The 18,985-nt window shown below is 52.2% G+C and carries 17 protein-coding genes; 6 read left to right on the top strand and 11 right to left on the bottom strand.

From position 1 onward, the window contains the following. Positions 1 to 41 precede the first annotated feature (41 nt). Positions 42 to 1,352 carry a selenium-binding protein SBP56-related protein gene (locus ACH50O_RS03595; RefSeq protein WP_446810675.1) on the bottom strand — a complete coding sequence of 437 codons (1,311 nt, stop codon included), beginning with the start codon at positions 1,350 to 1,352 and terminating at the stop codon, positions 42 to 44. 81 nt (positions 1,353 to 1,433) lie between these two features. Here ACH50O_RS03595 and ACH50O_RS03590 point away from each other — a divergent pair, with 81 nt between their 5' ends. After that, positions 1,434 to 2,468 carry an IS30 family transposase gene (locus tag ACH50O_RS03590; RefSeq protein ID WP_446809065.1) on the top strand — a complete coding sequence of 345 codons (1,035 nt, stop codon included), beginning with the start codon at positions 1,434 to 1,436 and terminating at the stop codon, positions 2,466 to 2,468. 949 nt (positions 2,469 to 3,417) lie between these two features. Here the strand turns inward: ACH50O_RS03590 and ACH50O_RS03585 are convergent. After that, positions 3,418 to 4,389, bottom strand: coding sequence for an MlaA family lipoprotein (locus ACH50O_RS03585; protein ID WP_446810674.1), 972 nt, complete (start codon positions 4,387 to 4,389; stop codon positions 3,418 to 3,420). A 235-nt stretch (positions 4,390 to 4,624) separates the two neighbouring features. On the opposite strand from ACH50O_RS03585, the gene ACH50O_RS03580 reads away from it, so the two are divergent. Beyond that, positions 4,625 to 6,406, top strand: coding sequence for a GspE/PulE family protein (locus ACH50O_RS03580; RefSeq protein WP_446810673.1), 1,782 nt, complete (start codon positions 4,625 to 4,627; stop codon positions 6,404 to 6,406). A 239-nt stretch (positions 6,407 to 6,645) separates the two neighbouring features. Here ACH50O_RS03580 and ACH50O_RS03575 read toward each other — a convergent pair whose 3' ends face one another. From ACH50O_RS03575 to ACH50O_RS03535, 9 genes are all read right to left on the bottom strand, one after another. Further along, complete coding sequence (locus tag ACH50O_RS03575; RefSeq protein ID WP_446810672.1) at positions 6,646 to 6,801, bottom strand: hypothetical protein; 156 nt, start codon at positions 6,799 to 6,801, stop codon at positions 6,646 to 6,648. 167 nt (positions 6,802 to 6,968) lie between these two features. Further along, positions 6,969 to 7,652 (bottom strand): YebC/PmpR family DNA-binding transcriptional regulator, encoded by a 684-nt coding sequence (locus tag ACH50O_RS03570; protein ID WP_446810671.1) that lies wholly within the window; start codon positions 7,650 to 7,652, stop codon positions 6,969 to 6,971. Positions 7,653 to 7,823: 171 nt separating this feature from the next. Further along, positions 7,824 to 11,078, bottom strand: a complete 3,255-nt coding sequence (locus ACH50O_RS03565; RefSeq protein WP_446810670.1) for an EAL domain-containing protein — start codon at positions 11,076 to 11,078, stop codon at positions 7,824 to 7,826. A gap of 24 nt (positions 11,079 to 11,102) precedes the next feature. Beyond that, on the bottom strand, positions 11,103 to 11,738 hold the full coding sequence (locus tag ACH50O_RS03560) for a biliverdin-producing heme oxygenase (RefSeq protein ID WP_446810669.1): 636 nt from the start codon (positions 11,736 to 11,738) through the stop codon (positions 11,103 to 11,105). Between the two features lie 164 nt (positions 11,739 to 11,902). Then, positions 11,903 to 13,099 carry an iron-containing alcohol dehydrogenase gene (locus tag ACH50O_RS03555; RefSeq protein ID WP_446810668.1) on the bottom strand — a complete coding sequence of 399 codons (1,197 nt, stop codon included), beginning with the start codon at positions 13,097 to 13,099 and terminating at the stop codon, positions 11,903 to 11,905. A gap of 3 nt (positions 13,100 to 13,102) precedes the next feature. Continuing rightward, positions 13,103 to 13,399, bottom strand: coding sequence for an antibiotic biosynthesis monooxygenase (locus tag ACH50O_RS03550; RefSeq protein WP_446810667.1), 297 nt, complete (start codon positions 13,397 to 13,399; stop codon positions 13,103 to 13,105). Between the two features lie 202 nt (positions 13,400 to 13,601). After that, positions 13,602 to 14,015, bottom strand: coding sequence for a cytochrome C (locus ACH50O_RS03545; RefSeq protein WP_446810666.1), 414 nt, complete (start codon positions 14,013 to 14,015; stop codon positions 13,602 to 13,604). Between the two features lie 23 nt (positions 14,016 to 14,038). Further along, positions 14,039 to 15,115 (bottom strand): metallophosphoesterase, encoded by a 1,077-nt coding sequence (locus ACH50O_RS03540; protein WP_446810665.1) that lies wholly within the window; start codon positions 15,113 to 15,115, stop codon positions 14,039 to 14,041. Positions 15,116 to 15,126: 11 nt separating this feature from the next. Next, positions 15,127 to 16,293: a cytochrome-c peroxidase gene (locus ACH50O_RS03535; protein ID WP_446810664.1), complete on the bottom strand. Its 1,167-nt coding sequence runs from the start codon at positions 16,291 to 16,293 to the stop codon at positions 15,127 to 15,129. Between the two features lie 297 nt (positions 16,294 to 16,590). Between ACH50O_RS03535 and ACH50O_RS03530 the strand changes: the two genes are divergently transcribed. The 4 genes from ACH50O_RS03530 (at position 16,591) to ACH50O_RS03515 (ending at position 18,982) form a co-directional block, all read left to right on the top strand. Then, positions 16,591 to 17,250: a DUF2076 domain-containing protein gene (locus ACH50O_RS03530; protein WP_446810663.1), complete on the top strand. Its 660-nt coding sequence runs from the start codon at positions 16,591 to 16,593 to the stop codon at positions 17,248 to 17,250. 353 nt (positions 17,251 to 17,603) lie between these two features. Beyond that, positions 17,604 to 17,885 (top strand): hypothetical protein, encoded by a 282-nt coding sequence (locus ACH50O_RS03525; protein ID WP_446810662.1) that lies wholly within the window; start codon positions 17,604 to 17,606, stop codon positions 17,883 to 17,885. A gap of 37 nt (positions 17,886 to 17,922) precedes the next feature. Continuing rightward, positions 17,923 to 18,114 carry a hemin uptake protein HemP gene (gene hemP, locus ACH50O_RS03520; RefSeq protein WP_446810661.1) on the top strand — a complete coding sequence of 64 codons (192 nt, stop codon included), beginning with the start codon at positions 17,923 to 17,925 and terminating at the stop codon, positions 18,112 to 18,114. Positions 18,115 to 18,196: 82 nt separating this feature from the next. Continuing rightward, complete coding sequence (locus ACH50O_RS03515; RefSeq protein ID WP_446810660.1) at positions 18,197 to 18,982, top strand: energy transducer TonB; 786 nt, start codon at positions 18,197 to 18,199, stop codon at positions 18,980 to 18,982. Positions 18,983 to 18,985 lie beyond the last annotated feature (3 nt).

Here is an 18,985-nt window from a genome sequence, read left to right as displayed (position 1 = left end):
AAAATGCGTTTGCTATGTAACAGCGAACTAATAGTTAGCCATCAACGGGAATTTGACCTTTCGCCTCTGGTTTTACCCTCAATAATTGCAAAACCGTGGGGTCTGCCATTTATCGGAACATTGCTATCAAGCTCCGGAATCGCGGCAATAGCAGTGCTTAAATCCAGTTCAAATTTCGGATCGAGCGTCAGCTTATTTTCGCTAACGGACAATACATGAACTTTATGATCGCCCTCAACTTGCACGATACCAATTGCTGAAGCATCGGCACCCAAGTTTTCATCGACAAAATAGTCGGTGACCACCAGCCGCTTTTCATCCCGGCTTAATTCCAGAAAATGCGGCCCTGATCCGGCGCCTAAATCGACTAAGCCTAATAATTTGGGCTTCTTTGGGTTCTCGATATTGAATTGCTCGACGCGTCCATGCTTACCTAAATAATTGAGGGTGATGAACAGTCGGGTACCTGTTTTGTTAATACGGATAAGATGCGGCCAAGGCGGGGTGCCGTCCGATTCGATAAAAGCAGGATGGGTATTAAAGTCGAATACCGGTATCGCGACACCTTGCCCGCGGTTACTTGTGGGATCTATCAGATACAATTTTCCGTCGATCACACCGCTGGCAAAAGCACGGCTTTTGTCGTCATCGGGAATCAACTCGACAGCAATCGTGCCCGCTTTACCGTCACCCACCGGAATAGTTTTACTGATTTGCCGGGTATCAAAATTCCAGTAACGCACACTGCCACGGAACAAATCGCCATTGCCGCCATCATGTTCGTGACCATATATTGTGTGTATCGGGCAGATAAAATCGCTCGTAACCAGCAGATTGCGATCTTCGTCTATCGAAATCCCGTGAGGATTAAAGCCGGCGGGGAGTTTGGCATCGTCTTTATCGGGCCATATTCCAACCAGATTGTGCGCATTATCGTATTCAATCAATCTTCCGGGTGCATTGCCTGACCAACTCCCCATGAACGTACCCAAAAAATTGCCATTGCTCAATGCCTTGAAATCATCTGCAATCGAGGCATAAGACAAACTGCCGTTTGGTTGCGCACCCTCAGCCGACACAAATTTTGGTTGTCGTGGATTACTGATATCAAAGAAAAAGGTTTGATTTTGTCCGTTTAATACGCTCAGCAAACCGCCGCCAATAAATGTTTTTTTATCAGCCGAAACACCAACATGATGCGGCTCGTTGCCGATGGCGCCGCCGTAATAATTGCCGGACTTATCAGTAATAGTTGCCCAGGGAGCAGAGGGCGCTGTTGGCAAAATGCCCGCGGGTAACGGTACTACATTCACCACTTTGCCATAGTTTAGGGAACGTTGATCAAAATCCACGACCGCGACGAAATCCGGGGCTTTATGAAGGGCGGATTCAAAACCGAAGTGCAACACCCCAAACACCAGTAAGGTATGCACATGGAATCCACCTCAAAACATTATCAACAGCTTCAGCCTGAAGATCGCATCACGATCAGCAGCCTGAAGCAACAAAACTACAGTCTTCGGGCGATAGCACGGGTTCTGCAACGGTCCGCCAGTACCATTAGCCGAGAGCTTCGTCGTAATGGTGCGGGCGATCATTACATCAGTGTCCAGGCACAGCAAACCTGTCAACGTCGTCGGCGTCAATCGCGTCCACGAGAGAAGCTGCATGCTGAGGGACTGCTGTTTGGCGTCGTCCAGTATTTTCTGCAACTTCGCTGGTCGCCGGAGCAGATCGCACTGGTGCTGGCACAGCTTTATCCCAAAGGCCATGAGTATCGCGTGTCACACGAAACCATTTACAACTGCATCTATGCGCAACCGGTCGGCGAACTAAAACGTGACCTGATTGCCTGCCTGCGCCAGGCTAAAAACAGACGTGTCCCCCGCAGCAAAGGACAAGACCGTCGCGGCCAGATACCCGACATGCTCAGCATCCATCTAAGACCACCCGACATCGAAGATCGCCAGTTTCCGGGACATTGGGAAGGCGACCTCATCAAAGGCGCGGCCAACGCCAGTGCGGTGGGTACCTTGGTGGAGCGGACCAGTCGCTTGCTAATGTTGATCAAACTACCCCATCCGCAGCCTGCCAGTGCCGCTAACGTGCTGCAAGCCTTTACCGACATGCTCAACCGCATTGCTCAACCAATGCGGTTGAGCATGACCTATGACCAAGGCCGCGAGATGGCTTTACACAAGCAGTTAACTGCGAATACCGGCATTGCCGTGTACTTCTGCGATCCCCATAGCCCTTGGCAGCGCGGCTCCAACGAAAATATGAACGGCTTGATCCGTCAGTATTTACCTAAGGGCACCGATCTATCAGGCTACACCCAGCAACAACTGGATACGATTGCCGATCAAATTAACGCTCGCCCTCGAAAAGGTCTTGGGGTACGCTGCCCGCTTGCTGTCTACAGGGAATTACTGCTGAACAGCTCACAACCGTCAAATCTCATTCATTAATAGCGTGGTGTTGCACTTCGGTTTTGAATCCGCCAAGTTCATCACCCGCCCAGAGTAATAGCGTATCTCCATTCCCGGAAGCTCGATGCTTACCCCTTGCTTCCGATGCCTCCGTGTTTTTGAATGAGAGCGCCGAACATATGATGACACCAAATAAGAAAAATAGGTGTTTATTCGATAGTTGACTTTCCTGTTCCATGTTTCCCCCAATTAATAATCAGGCGGATAAAAAATTAGTCCCTTTTTAATACCGCCCACTGACAAACAACCAAGCCGTTTCCAACACAGAAATTTCTGTTTTATGGTCGTGCGAGCAATGACAGCACTTTTGATGCCAAGTAATTAATTGTTGTAAAACAACCAGTTAATAGAAAACGACTTATCGAATGTTTCGGGGGAATCAAGGAATGCTGCTTACATGCCCATTTCCAAGCACTAGCAATATTGTTGGATTTTTGGGATAAATCCGATCGATGACCAGCGTTAAAGCCAGCATATCGGCTGTGTTAGTACCATCAACACAGCCAGTCGAATGAATGGGAATCCGACTTTGGCTCCGCCCCCAACGAGGCAAGCGTTAAACTAAAACGACCCGCTATTTCATCCAAGCGGTTTATATCGGCGGGAAAACGTTTGCCAATCAATCTCTACAGTTCCAAGCAACAAGCGGAAAATTCTCGCTTGGAAGTGCAAGATTTTAGCGCCCGAGCGGAGCGCTTATTTTGGGGAACATTTTGGTATTGAACTGAAACGATTGAGCTCGGCGGGAGAATCTGCCGCTTCCGAACTCGGCGACTGTCATTGATTGGCAGACACTGCCGCATTGTTGCAAACCAATGCGGCTTTTTACCGGACCTATGCGCTTATGAAAGCGATTCCCAGGCTATAAACAGTAATCAGCAGCATCTCGACCGCTGACCTAACAAGACTCTCAGATCGGCGTCAACATTCACCGCCTTTTCTTACTTCTTTGTTTACTCAATTGATCCAGTTTATTAGAAGCTTGTTCAAACGATTGCAGCATATTGTCAAAAGCCGTGCCGCTCCCAGAATTAAGTTCAGCCGGCTGGATAGGCACTTGCGCTCCGTCGTCTAGCTTGGTCGCAGTCTCCGGCACGGGCTTAGCCGCTTGGGTTTTAGCGGTCTTGGCATCGGCCGAGCCTTGAAGCGCGCTATCAACATCAACCTCATAGCTGCTGGCGTCATTTTTACCGTCATTGATCAAATTACGCCGATATTGCAGGAAAGACTCACGGGTGAACACATAGGGATCTAACGCGGCCTCGTTGATAAAGTTCAACGCGCCCTCGGCGTTTGCCCGGTCACTAATACCCTCGATAATACCGCTGCCCGGCACATAGGTGGCTGGGTTGGCCGCTTTGTCGATAATAACCGCACCGCCATCGCGTATCGTGGTCGGCCCCATAATTGGCATCACCAAATACGCGCCCTGCCCCACGCCCCAAACCGCCAAGGTCTGACCGAAATCCTCGACGTTGTTCGGCAGTCCAACTTCCGATGCGACATCGACAAGCCCTGCGACACCGATGGTGGTATTGGTTAAGAAACGTCCGGCATCCGAGGCGCTTTGTTGGAACTTGCCCTGCAGTACGTCATTCAGTACCACATTGATACCCTTCAGGTTACTGAAAAAATTGTTGACGCCGGTTTCCATAAAATCGGGGGTGATGAATTTGTAACCATCGGAAACCGGTTTAAAAAAATATTTATCCAGCGACAGATTGAAGCTGTACATGGATCGGTTAAAGCCTTCGTAAGGATCGGCTTGGTCGGCTTCATAGGCGGAAAGTCCGTCGTGTTTTTCGGTACTTGCACATCCAGCTACCAATAATGCGCTTGTCAATAAACACACTTCCGTCAAAAGTGCGCGGTTTTTGTCTGGATGCCATTGGGTAAACATTACGTAAAAATCCTGAAAGTATATTGTTTCTGCAAGCTTTAAATTTAGGGTCAAGACATAAGCAACCCTCAACAAAAGAATTGATTCGCTATTATAGCCTTTGCCGTCGTATCGCTGCGCCTTATCTCGAGTGTTCCATGCTAGGCGCGCAATTTCCACCGCCTCGTGTTTAATCTCCGCAGCTTCCCGCATATTTGACTAGACTAGCGCCTATACATCATAGCAAACCAGACGCATGCGGGAAGAACACAAATCCGAAGACCGAAAACTGGACATCAACCAAGTCATTAAATGGCTGCAAGAGGACGGCATGCTGTCCGCCAAGGATGTCGAGAAATGCCGGCAGTACGCAGTCGCCAAGATCAATCTGCACAAACACCCGTTAAAAGTGTTGGCCGAGTGCGAACTGACCGATCAAAGCCAACTGGGTATATCACTTAGCCAGGAAGACTTGACCCAATGGCTGGCAAAAAAACTGGCGTTGCCTTATTACTATTTCGACCCACTAAAAATCGACGTCCCCACCGTCACAGCCTTGTTTAGCAAGGCGTATGCCGCCAATTACAACATCCTGCCGATCAAAATCGACGCCGACGAAATTGTCGTAGCCACCGCAGAGCCCTTCATCCGCGCTTGGCAACTCGATCTGGCGAAAATGCATCAGGGCAAAATTCGCTGCGTGTTTTCCAATCCGGACGAGATCAAGCGCTATTTGGACGAGTTTTATAACTTTTCCAAGTCGCTGAAAGGCGCGCAAACCCATAACGATGGCCGCGCCGCGGAAGGCCAAAATTTCGAACAATTGGTCGAGCTGAGTAAAAGCGCCGATCTGGACGCCAACAATCAGCATGTGGTCAATCTGGTCAACTGGTTGCTGCAATATGCGTTCGACCAGCGCGCCAGCGATATTCACATCGAGCCGCGCCGCCAGCAGGGCAATGTGCGGTTCAGGATCGACGGTATTCTGCACAATGTTTATCAACTGCCGATGCCGATTATGAACGCGGTGTTGAGCCGCTTGAAAATTCTGGGCAGGATGAATATTGCGGAAAAACGCCTGCCGCAGGACGGCCGGATCAAAACCCAGAACAGCAACGGCAAGGAAATTGAGCTGCGGCTCTCCACCATGCCGACTGCGTTTGGCGAGAAACTGGTAATGCGAATTTTCGACCCGGAAGTGCTGCTGCGCGACTACGAGCAACTGGGCTTTAACAAGCAAGAGCTGACAATCTGGAACCGGATGACCGCCCAAACCCACGGCATTATTTTGGTGACCGGCCCGACCGGTTCCGGCAAAACCACTACTTTGTATTCCACGTTAAAACGGCTGGCCACCTCGGAAATCAACCTATGCACGGTGGAAGACCCGATCGAACAAATCGAACCGGCTTTCAATCAAATGCAGACCCAGGCCAATATCGGCCTAGACTTCGCCAGCGGCATCCGTACCCTGCTGCGGCAAGACCCGGACATCATTATGGTCGGCGAGATTCGCGATCTGGAAACGGCGGAAATGGCGGTGCAGGCCTCGCTGACCGGACATTTGGTGATCTCGACACTGCATACCAATAGCGCACCGGCAGCCGTGACCCGTTTGTTAAATCTTGGCTTACCCGGCTACCTCATCCAGCAAACCATACTCGGCGTGATGGCGCAGCGCTTGATCCGGGTGTTATGCCGGCAATGTAAGATCCCGGCGGCAGTGGACGAAGCGCAATGGCAGGCTTTGGTCGCGCCGTTTAAAGTCGCTGCCCCTAAGCAAATCTACAAAGCCGTCGGCTGTAAGACCTGCCGCAACACCGGTTTCGCCGGGCGCATCGGCATCTACGAAATTTTCGAAAACAACCCTGCCTTGCAAAAATTGATCGTGGAAGGCTGCGATACGCTTCTGCTGCAGCGCCTTGCCATTAAAGAAGGTATGCGACCGTTACGGCTAAGCGGCGCGGAGAAAGTCGCCGCCGGGATTACCACGATAGAGGAAGTATTACGGGTAGCGCCGGAGCGGATAGATTTTTGAGCTTCGCAATAGGCCAAAAACAAATTATCTTACCGATTGGGCAGCCGAATAGATCAAGCGTTGCGGGTTGCAGATTGACAATACTGTGTTTAGTCACCAGGCACTAGCGTGACGACATTTTCCCGGACAGAAACTAACTGCGGTTGATAAACGGCTTAAGGGGCGCGGGAAAACATCGGGCCTGAGCCCATGGATTGTTTCCCTGCTAAAGGTCTTTAGGCAGACGAAATCGTCGCAACTTAGTTGCGACTTTTTTTCCGATTGGCGTTGACGTTGCTGACAACGGTTGTGGTAGCAAATAACGCGGATGAAATAATAAATTCGCCGGACATAAAACCGATCACGCCGGTTATAAAAGCCAAGCCGTTAAGTATATCTTTTTGTAAGTCATTCATTTCTTCTACTCCATAATAAACACGCTTACACTATAAGGTAGAACTAATTTATTGACAATACCATTAAATATTCATTATTTGTTTCGCACAAAGAAACAATTGGAGATTAACACCAGTAAAATAGCACTCGCCTGCATGCCGTAACGCAGCCGCGTGCTCTTCGTCAATTAATACTCAGCGTCGTGATAAACGCTTTGCACATCGTCCAGATCGTTCAACATATCTAAAAACTTTTCGAACATCGCAACATCGTCGCCGCCGATAGAGGTAACGCTTCTAGGGATAAATTGAATTTCATCGACTTCGAAATCGATCTCTCCCAATAAATCAGTCAAGGCTTGCTTGGCTTTAGCGTAATCGGCGTGCGGCGTAAACACGGTCAACTTGCCGTCTTCGTTTTCGATGTCCGACACATCGACATCCGCACTCAGCAAGGCTTCCAGCACCGCATCTTCGTCGTCGTGTTTAAACGCCAGGATTGCCGAATGATCGAACATATGGCTGACCGCTCCCTGTGTGCCGATCTTGCATTTGGTTTTGGTAAAACACAGGCGCACATCGCCAAAAGTGCGGTTAGGGTTGTCGGTCAAACAATCGACGATAACCATACAGCCGCCGGGTCCGAAGCCTTCGTAGCGGGCAGGCGCAAAATCCTCGCCGCCGCCGCCCTTGGCTTTATCGATGGCTTTCTCTATGACGTGGGTTGGTACCTGATCCTTCTTCGCTCTCTCGATCAAGCCGCGTAACGCCAAGTTTCCGGACGGGTCGATACCGCCGGACTTGGCGGCTACGTATATCTCCCGGCCATATTTACTGTAGACCTTTGCCTTGGCATCAGCCGTTTTGGCCATTGACACTTTACGGTTTTGATACGCTCTACCCATACGGCTGTTGCTCCTGTGTTCGCTTGGCAAAAAAACCGGATTTTACAGATAAGTGTTTAGCCTGGGAATTTTTTGAACCGCAGGTCCGACCGGATGGCAATCTTACTTCGGTCCCGTTCGGAGTCGGGGTAGCCTTGCTTAGCAGCCGCCGAGCAGTTGCTGAAAATCGGCCAACGGCAAGGGCTTACTGAAAAGATAGCCTTGAAAGGTCTGACAGCCGTGGGTTTCCAGAAAAATACGCTGGTTTTCGGTTTCCACGCCCTCGGCTATCACGTCCAACCCCAGATTATTCGCCATGGCGATAATGGTTTGCACGATAACCGTATCATCGGGATCGACCGAAATATCCCGCACAAAGCTTTGATCGATCTTCAATTGATCGATTGGCAGCTTTCTTAGATTGGATAACGAGGAGTTTCCGGTACCAAAATCGTCCATGGAAAAACGCACGCCAATTTCCCGCAACTCATGCATCTTGCGGATCGTTTCATTGATGTCGTCCAGCACCAGACTCTCGGTCAATTCCAACTTCAACCGGTTGGGGTTGATGTCGGTCTGGCGAATGATGTCGGTTACCACGGCGACAAAATCCGCCTGCCGGAATTGCCGAGCGCTAACATTGGCAGCCAGCTGCAAATACCGGGTTTGCGCATTGCCTTCCCAGGTTTTGAGCTGGCGACATGCGGTTTCCAACACCCAACGACCTATGGGCACAATCAAACCGGTGTCCTCGGCCAACGGCACGAACTCCGCAGGGGAAATCAGGCCTCGCTCCGGGTGCAGGTAGCGCACTAACACTTCAGTGCCGATGATCCGCAAACTATGCGATACCTGCGGCTGGTAGTGCAATCGGAATTGATCGTTTGCCAGCGCCATGTGCAAATCCGCTTCCAAGGCGACACGCGCATTGATACTTGCCTGCATCGCCGGATCGAAAAAACGCACGGTATTGCGCCCGGCTTTCTTGGCCTGATACATCGCAATATCCGCTTGTTTCAACAAGCTTTCTATGTCCGCATCCTGATAGTTGAATAACACCGCGCCAATGCTGGGCGAGTTACGATATTCCTGATCGACAAGCATATAGGGCTGCGTCAAAGTACTCAGTATCTTGTTGGCCACAAACTCGGTCTGCGCGCCGGCGTCCACGCCCTCATCGCTCAAATCGGTCAACATCACCACAAATTCGTCGCCGCCCAAACGCGAAACCGTATCGCCCTCGCGCACGCAAGCCACCAAACGTTGCGCCACCAATTTCAGCAACAAATCCCCCATGTCGTGACCGAGGGTGTCATTCAGGGATTTAAAATTATCCAGATCGATGAACAGGATGGCGCCCTCCCGCCGACTGCGAGCGCTCGCTATCAGGGCTCGTTTCAAGCGATCTTGCAATAAGCGTCGATTCGGTAAACCGGTCAGCGCGTCGTAATATGCCAAGCGCTCGATTTCCGCCGCCGCAGCCTTGATAGCAGTGATATCCACAAAGGTAGCCACATAATTCTTCACGCAACCGGTCTGATCCTTGACCGTGGTCATGGCGAAATGACTGGGAAATATGCTGCCATCCTTGCGCTTACTGCAAATTTCTCCCTCCCAGCTCCCCGAATTATCGATCCGCTCCCACATCTCCGCGTAATACCTGACATCCTGCAAGTCCAACTCCAACACCCGCGGATTCTTGCCAACCACTTCCTTGCCGAGGTAACCGGTAATCCGGGTAAACGCCTGATTAACGCGCAAAATAAGACGATGTTCATCCAACACCACGATACCTTCCTGCGATTCAAACGCAGTCGCGGCAATCCGCAATTCCGCGTCCAGCAATTGCTGCTGCCGTAGCGCCTGCTCCAATCGGCTCTTTTGCGCCAAGCCCTCCGGCAAGGTCATCGCCAACATGCGGGCGATGTCGATTTGCACATGGGTCCAGGGTTCGCTACGGCCCAGCCACAATTCCGTCCACAGTTCGAAAGACTGGCGCGGAGTCAGCTGATGGTTACCGTCCCGATCTTTTACCAAGCCTTTTTCGGGTATGCCCGCCCAATTGACGGTGCGCGGCTTCTCCTTCCGCAACCAGACGATGCAATTCCGCATATCGCCGGGTAAAGGCGTGGTGAGGATTCCAGCAGCGATATGCGGATATTTGGCGGCCGGCGCAAACTCATACTCAAGATAATCGGTGCTAAAGATTTGCCCGCCGGGACGTTTGCCCAACCAGAGCAATAAGGCCCGCAGCTCGGCGGATTTGAGCATATCGCCGTATACGTGCCGCTGACCTTCGACCACCGCCACTATCCCGGTGGCATCCAACAATACCTGCAACTGCGGCAATAAGCGCTTCAATACAGCTCGCTCGTTGTCGATAAAAATATAGTTCAGCAATTCGCCGATCAGCCGGTTAGCGCTGGCAACACAGTTGTATTGTTCCAGAGCCTCTATCGACGCCAATTTCGACGACACCATGCGGCTGATCATGGTGACGGCTTCACGCTGAGCAATCGACACCCGTTTGGCGGTGAAATGATGACAGGCAACCAAGCCCCATAATCGGCCGTTTTGCAATAAGGAAATGACCATCGAACCTCGGGCCCCGATATTGCGCAAATATTGGATATGGATCGGCGACAGACAGCGCAAGGCCGAATAGGTCATGTCCAAAGGCTGTTTTGTAAACGGATTCAAGCTAGGTAGAACCGGAACCGGATCTGCGTCGATATCGGCCACCAACCGCACCAGATTGCAGGCATAAAGCCGACGCGCCTGCGGCGGAATGTCGCTGGCCGGAAAGTGCAGACCCAGATAAGACGGCGCATGCTCCACGCAATTTTGGCTGATCACTTGCCCGTTCCAATTGGAATCGAACCGATAGATCATCACGTTATCGTAGCCGCTCATACGCCGCACCAACAGCGCAACCTCATCGAAATAACGAGAAAAATCGCCCTGTGCGTCATCCAGCAGCAAGGACTCTTGCATCTGCATCAAAAACTCGGTCAATCTGGCTTCTTGGTCGGCATCACGATCCGGCACCAGTTCCAGCACGTTGAGACCGTCGCTGACATAGGCGTGCGCCTGAAGCTCCAGGGTGGCTTGGTGCCGGGAAATACTGAGCTTCCCGACCGAGGTATTTTTAAGCCGTGCCACCTGAAACAAAGGTTCTATTTGCGCCGCGACTTTTTCGCCCAGCAGTTCCGGCAGTGGGCGACCGTAAACATCTCCGGCCATTTCGGCAAAAAACTCACCAATATTGGCGCTGGCCTGCAACACCGAATAAGGATGATCGGCACTCAGCACCAGCAACGCGCCGTGCGGCTGAATCCGGCCGATCTGGTGAATCGGCTCCGCGGCGCATTTTTCCAGTGCTTCCGCCAAATTCTGTTGAGTTATTTCATCCATTACCGCAGTCCAAGGCCTTTTAGCTTAAGAGTACGCATAGGCGTCCAGCACATTGATAAACACTTGAAAAGTCTGGCATGCCGCCTGTTCTGCAACCAAGCATTCCCGAAGATCGCCGGCCAGGGTCTCGGCAAACCGTAGAAACGTTTGCCACATAATAACTGTCTCCACGCCGTAGCCATGGTAGAAGCAGGCTCCAGTTTCGCGGCTCAGTCCGTGATGCTTTGCCAGACTGCGGGCGATCATTTGTCCGCCCAGCATTGAACCTTCTATCACATACAACATGCCTACGTACGCGCCGATGCTGGTGATCGCCGGCACCGGCTGAATTTGCGTTACTGCGTGTTCCCGGCCATTACAGTCAATACCGAAAAACTCTAGATCGCGGCAAATCCAGGGGAGTTTGACGCGTTGCGCATAGTCAAATTGGTCAGCTTGGGAGCCCTGGAAGGCTATCAATCGACTTTCCAATGTCCGATAGAGATGATGGTAGGCCGTTAACAGTTGGCGATAATGATTCAGTGAATAGTCAGGTCGGAGTAATCCGGCTAGCAGACTATGTTGATTCAAGCAGTTGTGATATTCGTTGGTTGCGTCTTTCAAAGCGTCGCGCAAGGTCTGCTCAGGAGTTAACGCATTTAACTCGGAGGATTTCATCATGAACCCCAACAACCTTGTTTAGAGAAGGAACAGCCCCGGTTACTAAATATACCAACAATTCCAGATAAAACTAGGTGCATGCGGACTGGGGATAGCTCACGGCGATTACCCCAAAACCGCAAGCCGGAATACTTGGCCCTGTTTCTACTGATATAAAGCCAAAGTTACAGGCGCCGCTGCAAAATCTCGGCGATCTCCTTATCCGTCAATACGATGGGGTTGGTTTGCATGCTGCTGCCGCGGCTGTTGGCTACGATATGGGGCAAATCGTCCTGGTTGATGCCGTAGGCCCCCAAACGCGGCAGTTGCAACACATCGCTCCACTGGCTCAGCAACGCAATAAGCGCCGCGCGTGCAGCATTGTCGTCGCTATGCTTATCCCCAGTCAGTAGGCGGCCGACTTGCGCGTATTTTTGCAGTGCGGGATTGTTCGGTTCTCTGACTTGCATCGCCCGGATATTTACCTCGGTAGCGGCAGCGACCAAGGTGCCGCACACCACACCGTGCGGAATAGGGAAAAACGCACCCAGCGGCGACGCCAGGCCGTGCACGGAACCCAAGCCAACTTGCGCCAAAGTTATACCGGATAATAAAGCGGCATAAGCCATGGCCGCCCTACCCTCGCCGGCATCGGGCTCCATGCCGCGCCAAGCCGCAAAAAAACCCGATTCCACAGCTTCCATGCCGCTCCAAGCCAACGCATCGGTGAATGGATTGGCTTTGGCCGACACATAAGACTCCAGCAATTGCGTCAACGCATCCATACCGTCGGCGGCAATCAGTGCCGGCGAACAGGTAGCAAGCAAATCCGGGTCGATGATGGCATATTCCGGCACTAGGCATTCGTCACGAAAGGATTTTTTAAAACCTTCCGAGCCCTGCACGCTCAACACCGAGTTTTTTGTGGCCTCGCTGCCGGTGCCGGCAGTGGTGGGTATCGCAATAAACGGCGTGCTTGGACCGCGATAGGTCTTGTTTTTACCAACGCCTTCCAAATAATCCATCACGGAATCGCCGCTCGGCAACAGACCGGCGATGGCTTTGCCGGCATCCAGTACGCTGCCGCCGCCGATGGCGATAACCACATCGATAGCCTCTCCAAGAAAGCGCTGCACGGTTTCGTCCACCAAAGCGGGCGAAGGCTCACCGGCGATAATGCAATGTTGCCATTCCATACCTCGGGCCGCCAATGCCTCGGTAAATTGCCCCCAACGCGGCGTCGCGAAAAACGACTGTTTACCGGTCACCAATAACGCTTTGCTGCCGTAGGTGGCGGCCAAAGCCGGCGCATCGGCTATCCGGCCGCGGCCGAATTGAATCCGCGGTAGCCGTGCTATTGAAAAAGCTTTAAGTTGCATCATGGCTCAGGCTTCCGGAAACAGGCCATTATAGGCAATACCTTGCCGGGGCTGCGCCATCCAATCCGCCACCGCATCGCGCCAAGTCAAATAATGCGCGGTTTGTTTGTGGGCTGCGGCATCCGCTGCGGAAGCATAAGCTTCGTAAAGAATAAACCGGCCGGGATTTTCCGGCGTTTGCAACACATCGAATCGCTTATTGCCGGGCTCTTGAATGGATGCCAGATGATTTAATTGGGTAGCGGCGATGAAATCGTCGATATGTTCGGGTTTAACGTGGACGTGAACCAGAGTTACGTGCATAGCGGTGCCTAAAACAGATAATGGGAATTGTAATTATCGGGTCAGGATAGGCGATTTTATCGACGCTATGCAAGACCGGCGGGGAACTTGCCCACACGGTTTCAAAGTAGCGATTCAGCTATATTCGGCTTTGCTTAAAGCGAACAAGCTAAGCTGTTGGCTGGCGATACTTATACCCAGCCAACTTAAACTACGGCTGTTATCAATGCTTGCCCGGCTCCAGCTTCACCCCCCGCCGCTCATAGGTGACATAAGCCTGGATCGCGATCATTTTCGGATCGTCGGCGACCAAAGGCTGACCTTCCAGCGGATTACGCAAACACCAGTTGATCATTTCCCACAATGGAATGACTTTACCGATTTGCTTCTGAAACTTCGGATACGTCTCGGGGTGCGTGTTGGCGGCATTAGGGTGACATTGCGCGCAGACTACACCGTTACTACCCAGCGTTGGGCTGGTCCAAAGTTCCCGGCCCTGCTTGACGCTGTCCATGAATTGTTGTTGCCAGCGCTGTTCGTCGTCCTTGGTAAATTCGTCGGCTTGCGCTATAGCGCCAAACCCTATGCATAATGTCGCCGCAACCAGCATTGATAGTGTTAGCTTGTTATTTCTCATGTCATGCTCTCCTTTTACGCTGATCAATAGTGGCTTTGCGGCGGAATCCGGCTGGATTCGGCTTGATAATCGCTGTCTTCCGGGTGCTTGTTTTTAAGATTAAAGCGCACCGACCGTTCGCTGTTGTTGTACAAGGTAAAATTCAAATCGACCCGGCCGCTGGCGAGGTTGATGAACTGCCAGCCAGTGGCATCGCGTTCCTGGAACGGATCGGCCCGGTTCATCGGTACTGTTAACTTAGGCAAATATTGTTCGGCCTGTGCATAAGTCGACGGATACGGCCAGGGCCAGGCAGTGGCCATTACCGAGTTGAAGCTGATGTTACCGATCTGATTGTACTGAATCTGATGCACGTGGCCATAGATCACCGACACTTTGGCAAAGGGTTTGAGCAAAGCCTGAATCTGCTCTGCATCCTCGGTCCAGAAATTCCAGCCTTTGTAAATTTTTTGCAGCGGCGAGTGCGAGAACACCACTATTGGCGTAGTTTTAGCGACCTTGTCCAGATCGGCCTTCAGCCATTTGCGTTGCTCCTCGCCGACCATGAACGGCGAGCCGTTGGGATTGTCCAGCCCGGCCATTTCCGACATGCGTTGTTCGGCGGTCGGCCAACGCTTGTAAGTCCAGTCGTCGTAGGTGCGGATACTATTTAACACAATGAAATGCACGCCTTTATGCTCGAAGCTGTAAAACTGCGGTCCGAACAGTTTTTCCCAGTACGCCCCCAAATCCAGATAGTAATCGTGTTCGCCCATCACATAATGCACTTTGTGGCTGAGTGCCGACATGATCTCGGCGCCGTGATCCAGCTCGGGTTTGCTGCCCAACTGCGCCAAGTCGCCGCCGAACATCACAAAATCCGGCTTCGGCATTAACAGATTGGCTTCGGCGACTGCGCGTTTTAAGCCCTGGTCCCAATTGCGTACGAAACGATTGCCGCTGATATGCTGGATATGCGCATCGGAAATATAGGCAAACGTGAAATTTTCCGCGGTATCCGCAAACGCCATTTCCACCAGACTGATCGGCAGGGTGGTTCCTAAAGCCAAGGCTCCGCCGGTTTTGATGAAATTGCGCCGGCTGCTATTGATAATATTCATGACCTCTCTCCTTATTTGGCCGCCGCAGCGGTGGGTTGAGCATAGTGGGCGCTGGTCAAGGATTGCAGGAAAGCCACCAGATCGTCGATTTGGGCGTCGGTCAGATTCAAGGGCCGGATGCCACCACTTAAAAAGTCGTTGGGTTTGGCGCCGGCTGGCGTCACGCCGCCGTTGTTGTAATGGATCACGACCTCTTTCAAGGTTTTCAAGCTGCCGTCGTGCATATAAGGCGCGGTCAAGGCAATGTTACGCAGCGTCGGGGTCTTGAAGGCACCGATATCGGCCAAGGCGTCGCTAACGGCAAACCTGCCTAATTCGGAAGATTTCTTATCGGTCAACACGATTTTATCGACGTCGCCGCCTTTGCGTTTCGCCTCCAGAAATGCTTGCACCAGCGGCGTAATGTCTTGCTGCACAGCATTAATACCGACGCCGATATTGTGAAATCGGCTGTCGCTGAACAAGGCCTGATTCTGTTCGATAATATGGCAAGAGACGCAACGGCCTTGTTCCAGAAACAGCTTGAAGCCACGCTGCTGCTGTTCGTTAAGTGCAGTCTTATCGCCCTTGAAATAAAATCGGTCGAACGGCGAATTGCCGGCTACCAAAGTACGCTCGAAGCTGGCAATAGCCTTGGCGACATGATCGATCGTCACTTTCTGATCGGCGGCGTTAAATACCTCCTTGAAGGCTTTTTGATATTCCGCATCGGCGCGAATTATGTCCAACAAGGCTTGATGGTTGGGTAAGCCACCCTCCACCGGATTGACAAACGGACCTTTGGATTGCGCTTCCAAACTCGGCTCGCGGCCGTCCCAAAACTGCGAATGGTAAAATGCTGCGTTGATTACAGTCGGTGCGCTACGCGTGCCGGTCAAGCCGTGATGCCCTAACGAAACGGACAAATTATCGGTAAAGGCTTTTTTGTCGTCGTGGCAATTGGCACAGCTGACGGTGCCGTCTATGGAGAAGCGTTTATCGTGGAAGAGTTTATCACCGAGAGCGATTTTGGCGGGGGTTTGCGGGTTGTCGGCGGGGATGGGGATAGGCGGCAGGCCCAACAACTTGTCGCTGCCGCTCCCGTTAGTCTCGGCAACCGGTGTAGCCGGCTTAGCAAGCTCTTCCGCCTGCAAGGTAACGGCTAAACCCGCAATCAGTATCATCCAAAGGAATCGCATAAAAACCTCCTGATCAAAAAGCCAGCTGCCCAAAGGAGGTCAGCGGTTACAAGCTTTAACTGCAATCGATACACTGGCATCGGCATAGACGATCCGGCGGATCGGATAGTACTGTCCGGCGATTGTATGCCTAGCTAGCGCAGCTTTAAAGAAAATAATTCATGTTAAATATTTCGATGGCGCTATTGAAACTACCGTCGCCATACCCAACTTCGAAGGAAACTTTATAGACGGGCCGAAGTCTTTGCCAACACCGGCACTTAGCCGGATTACATGCTCATAACCAGGAGTAATTAGATGAATCCACAGGAACGCAACCAACTCAGTCAATTTCTGAGCCAATTGAACGAAGTAAGGCTACCGAGCAAGGATACCGAAGCCGAAGCGCTGATCCGTGATGCGGTTGCCAAACAGCCCGATGCCGCTTATTTGCTGGTACAGCGCGCTTTATTGCAGGATCAGGCCCTGAATGCCGCCAAAGCGCAGATCGCCGATTTGCAAAGCCAATTGCAAAACGGGGCAGGCGCGCAACGTGGCGGCTTTTTGGGCAACGACCCATGGGCGCAACCGGCAAGCAATAGCGCTACGGTACCTGGTGCCGGCAATTATCAAGTACCACGAGGCGCTCCGGCGCAAGCCCCAGGCTTTTTCGGCGGCGGGGCGGGCGGTTCCAGTTTCTTGGGCAATGTCGCCACCACCGCGGCCGGCGTGGTGGCCGGATCGTTTTTGTTCCAGGGCATCGAAAGTCTGATGGGACATCACGGTAACTCCGGCGCTTGGGGACAACAGGCTTTTGGCGATCATACGGCCGCGCCGGAACAAACCATCGTCAACAACTACTACGGCGACGACGCGATCCAACAGGCCAATACCGAAGACAACGACAACGACTATACGCTTAGCGATGCAGACTATAGCCTTCCCGACGCTAGCGACGACGACTCAGACTGGGTCTAACCTACCAATCCAGCTACACTTAGGGCAATCGAGCAGATTGCCCTTCTCTGCTCTCCCTCGGCTAAAGTCTTAGCCACTATCGCAAACTCGTCGAAACTAAATCTTATGGCTCTTGCCGCCATTAGTCCTTGAGCTTGTTCCATTCCCACTCGCCCACTCCAAAACCGCCGATTTCCCCAAAAAAATCCACAGCTAAAAATTGTCCGAACTTTTCCCTTGACTTAAAGATGATAATCATTATCATTTGTATCCGACAGTCATCTCTCGTACTGTCATTGCCGCACCTGCACAGCCTCCTAAGTTATCCAGCGTGCGGCAACTTTTTACTACCCTTAGCAACCCCCGAGGTCATCATGTTCGAAGACAACTCTATCAGCCTAGCGAATGGCCGGGATGTGGCACAAATACATGCCGCGACATGTTTGTTAATGACCCAATTCATCAACGGCCACCACAACCCCAAGTTGGCACATCTGATCGTACAGCAATTGAGCCGCCTGCTCAGCCATCCGGAGTTGGAACATAGTGCTTCCAGCCGCGATATGTACCTGCAATTATTGGAGCATTGGCAAACCGTTACCGGCCTGTTATTGGAGCGCAAAGCCGCTAGCCGACAACCAACGGCAACGCATTGATCGGTTTTAGCCTTTATCCGTCAACATTTTTAGTCCTATGAAAAATCCGTCAAACCAACCAATAGCGCGTTCGCCGACGGCCGAGGCTGCGTCCGAATTGCCCCAAGCCCGACCGCGACTAAACAGCCAATTACTGTTCGGGGCGCAAAACGAAATAGTGATCGAACATCAAGGCGACGAATATCGCTTACGCATTACCAGTAACGGCAAATTAATTTTGACCAAATAAACCGCTAGACCCGACAACAACAGCCAGCCAACCTCACGGTAGCCAGCCAATCGTTTTCAGATAAGTTAATCGAGAGGCCTGTATGTTACCGACCGCCAGTTTTCGCCAGCTTGCTTGCCTGGCCCCCATGCGCCTCGTAGCCAGCGAAGGGCCTTACAAATCGATATCCACGATACAAAAAACTGAATATAACGAACGCGGCCTGGGATTTCTCATCGCACTCGGCCTGCATTTAGCCTGGTTCGGACTGATGCCGAACAGCGAAAAGCAAGCGCCTGTCACACCTCCGCAGCCGATCATGGTGGAGTGGATAGGCGACGCCAAAACTCAACAAGCACCGCCAACGCCGCCGGCACAGCAAGCCAAAAAGCAGCCGGAAAAAAACCTCAACAAACCCAAAACGCCGCCCAAACCGGTCAAAAAACCGAACCTGCTGGCGACAGCCAGCAATGCGCCTGCAGCAATCGCGGCACCCGAGCCTACACAGCATCCGCCGCGCGCCGAACCCACACCAACGGCCACTGCGGCGGCACCTGCCCCGGCATCCAGTTCAGCCAGCACCAGCGAGGCTGCATCGACCCCAATGACTTTGCCCAACCTGAACGCCGACTATTTGAACAACCCGGCTCCGGCCTACCCCAGCGCCTCACGGCAACTCGGCGAGCAAGGCAAGGTGTTGTTGCGGGTACTGGTTAATACAGACGGCGCGGTCGAACAAATCACGCTGCGTAAATCCAGCGGCTACGACCGCCTGGATCAAGCCGCCCAGGAAACCGTTCAAAAATGGCGTTTCGTCCCTGCTCGCCGCGGCGAACAGGTGGTTTCCGCCTGGGTCGTGGTTCCCGTTTCATTCTCCCTCGAAGGATAAATC

This window comes from Methylomonas sp. 2BW1-5-20 (assembly GCF_052474515.1).
This window is presented reverse-complemented; position numbering and strand designations above follow the sequence as displayed.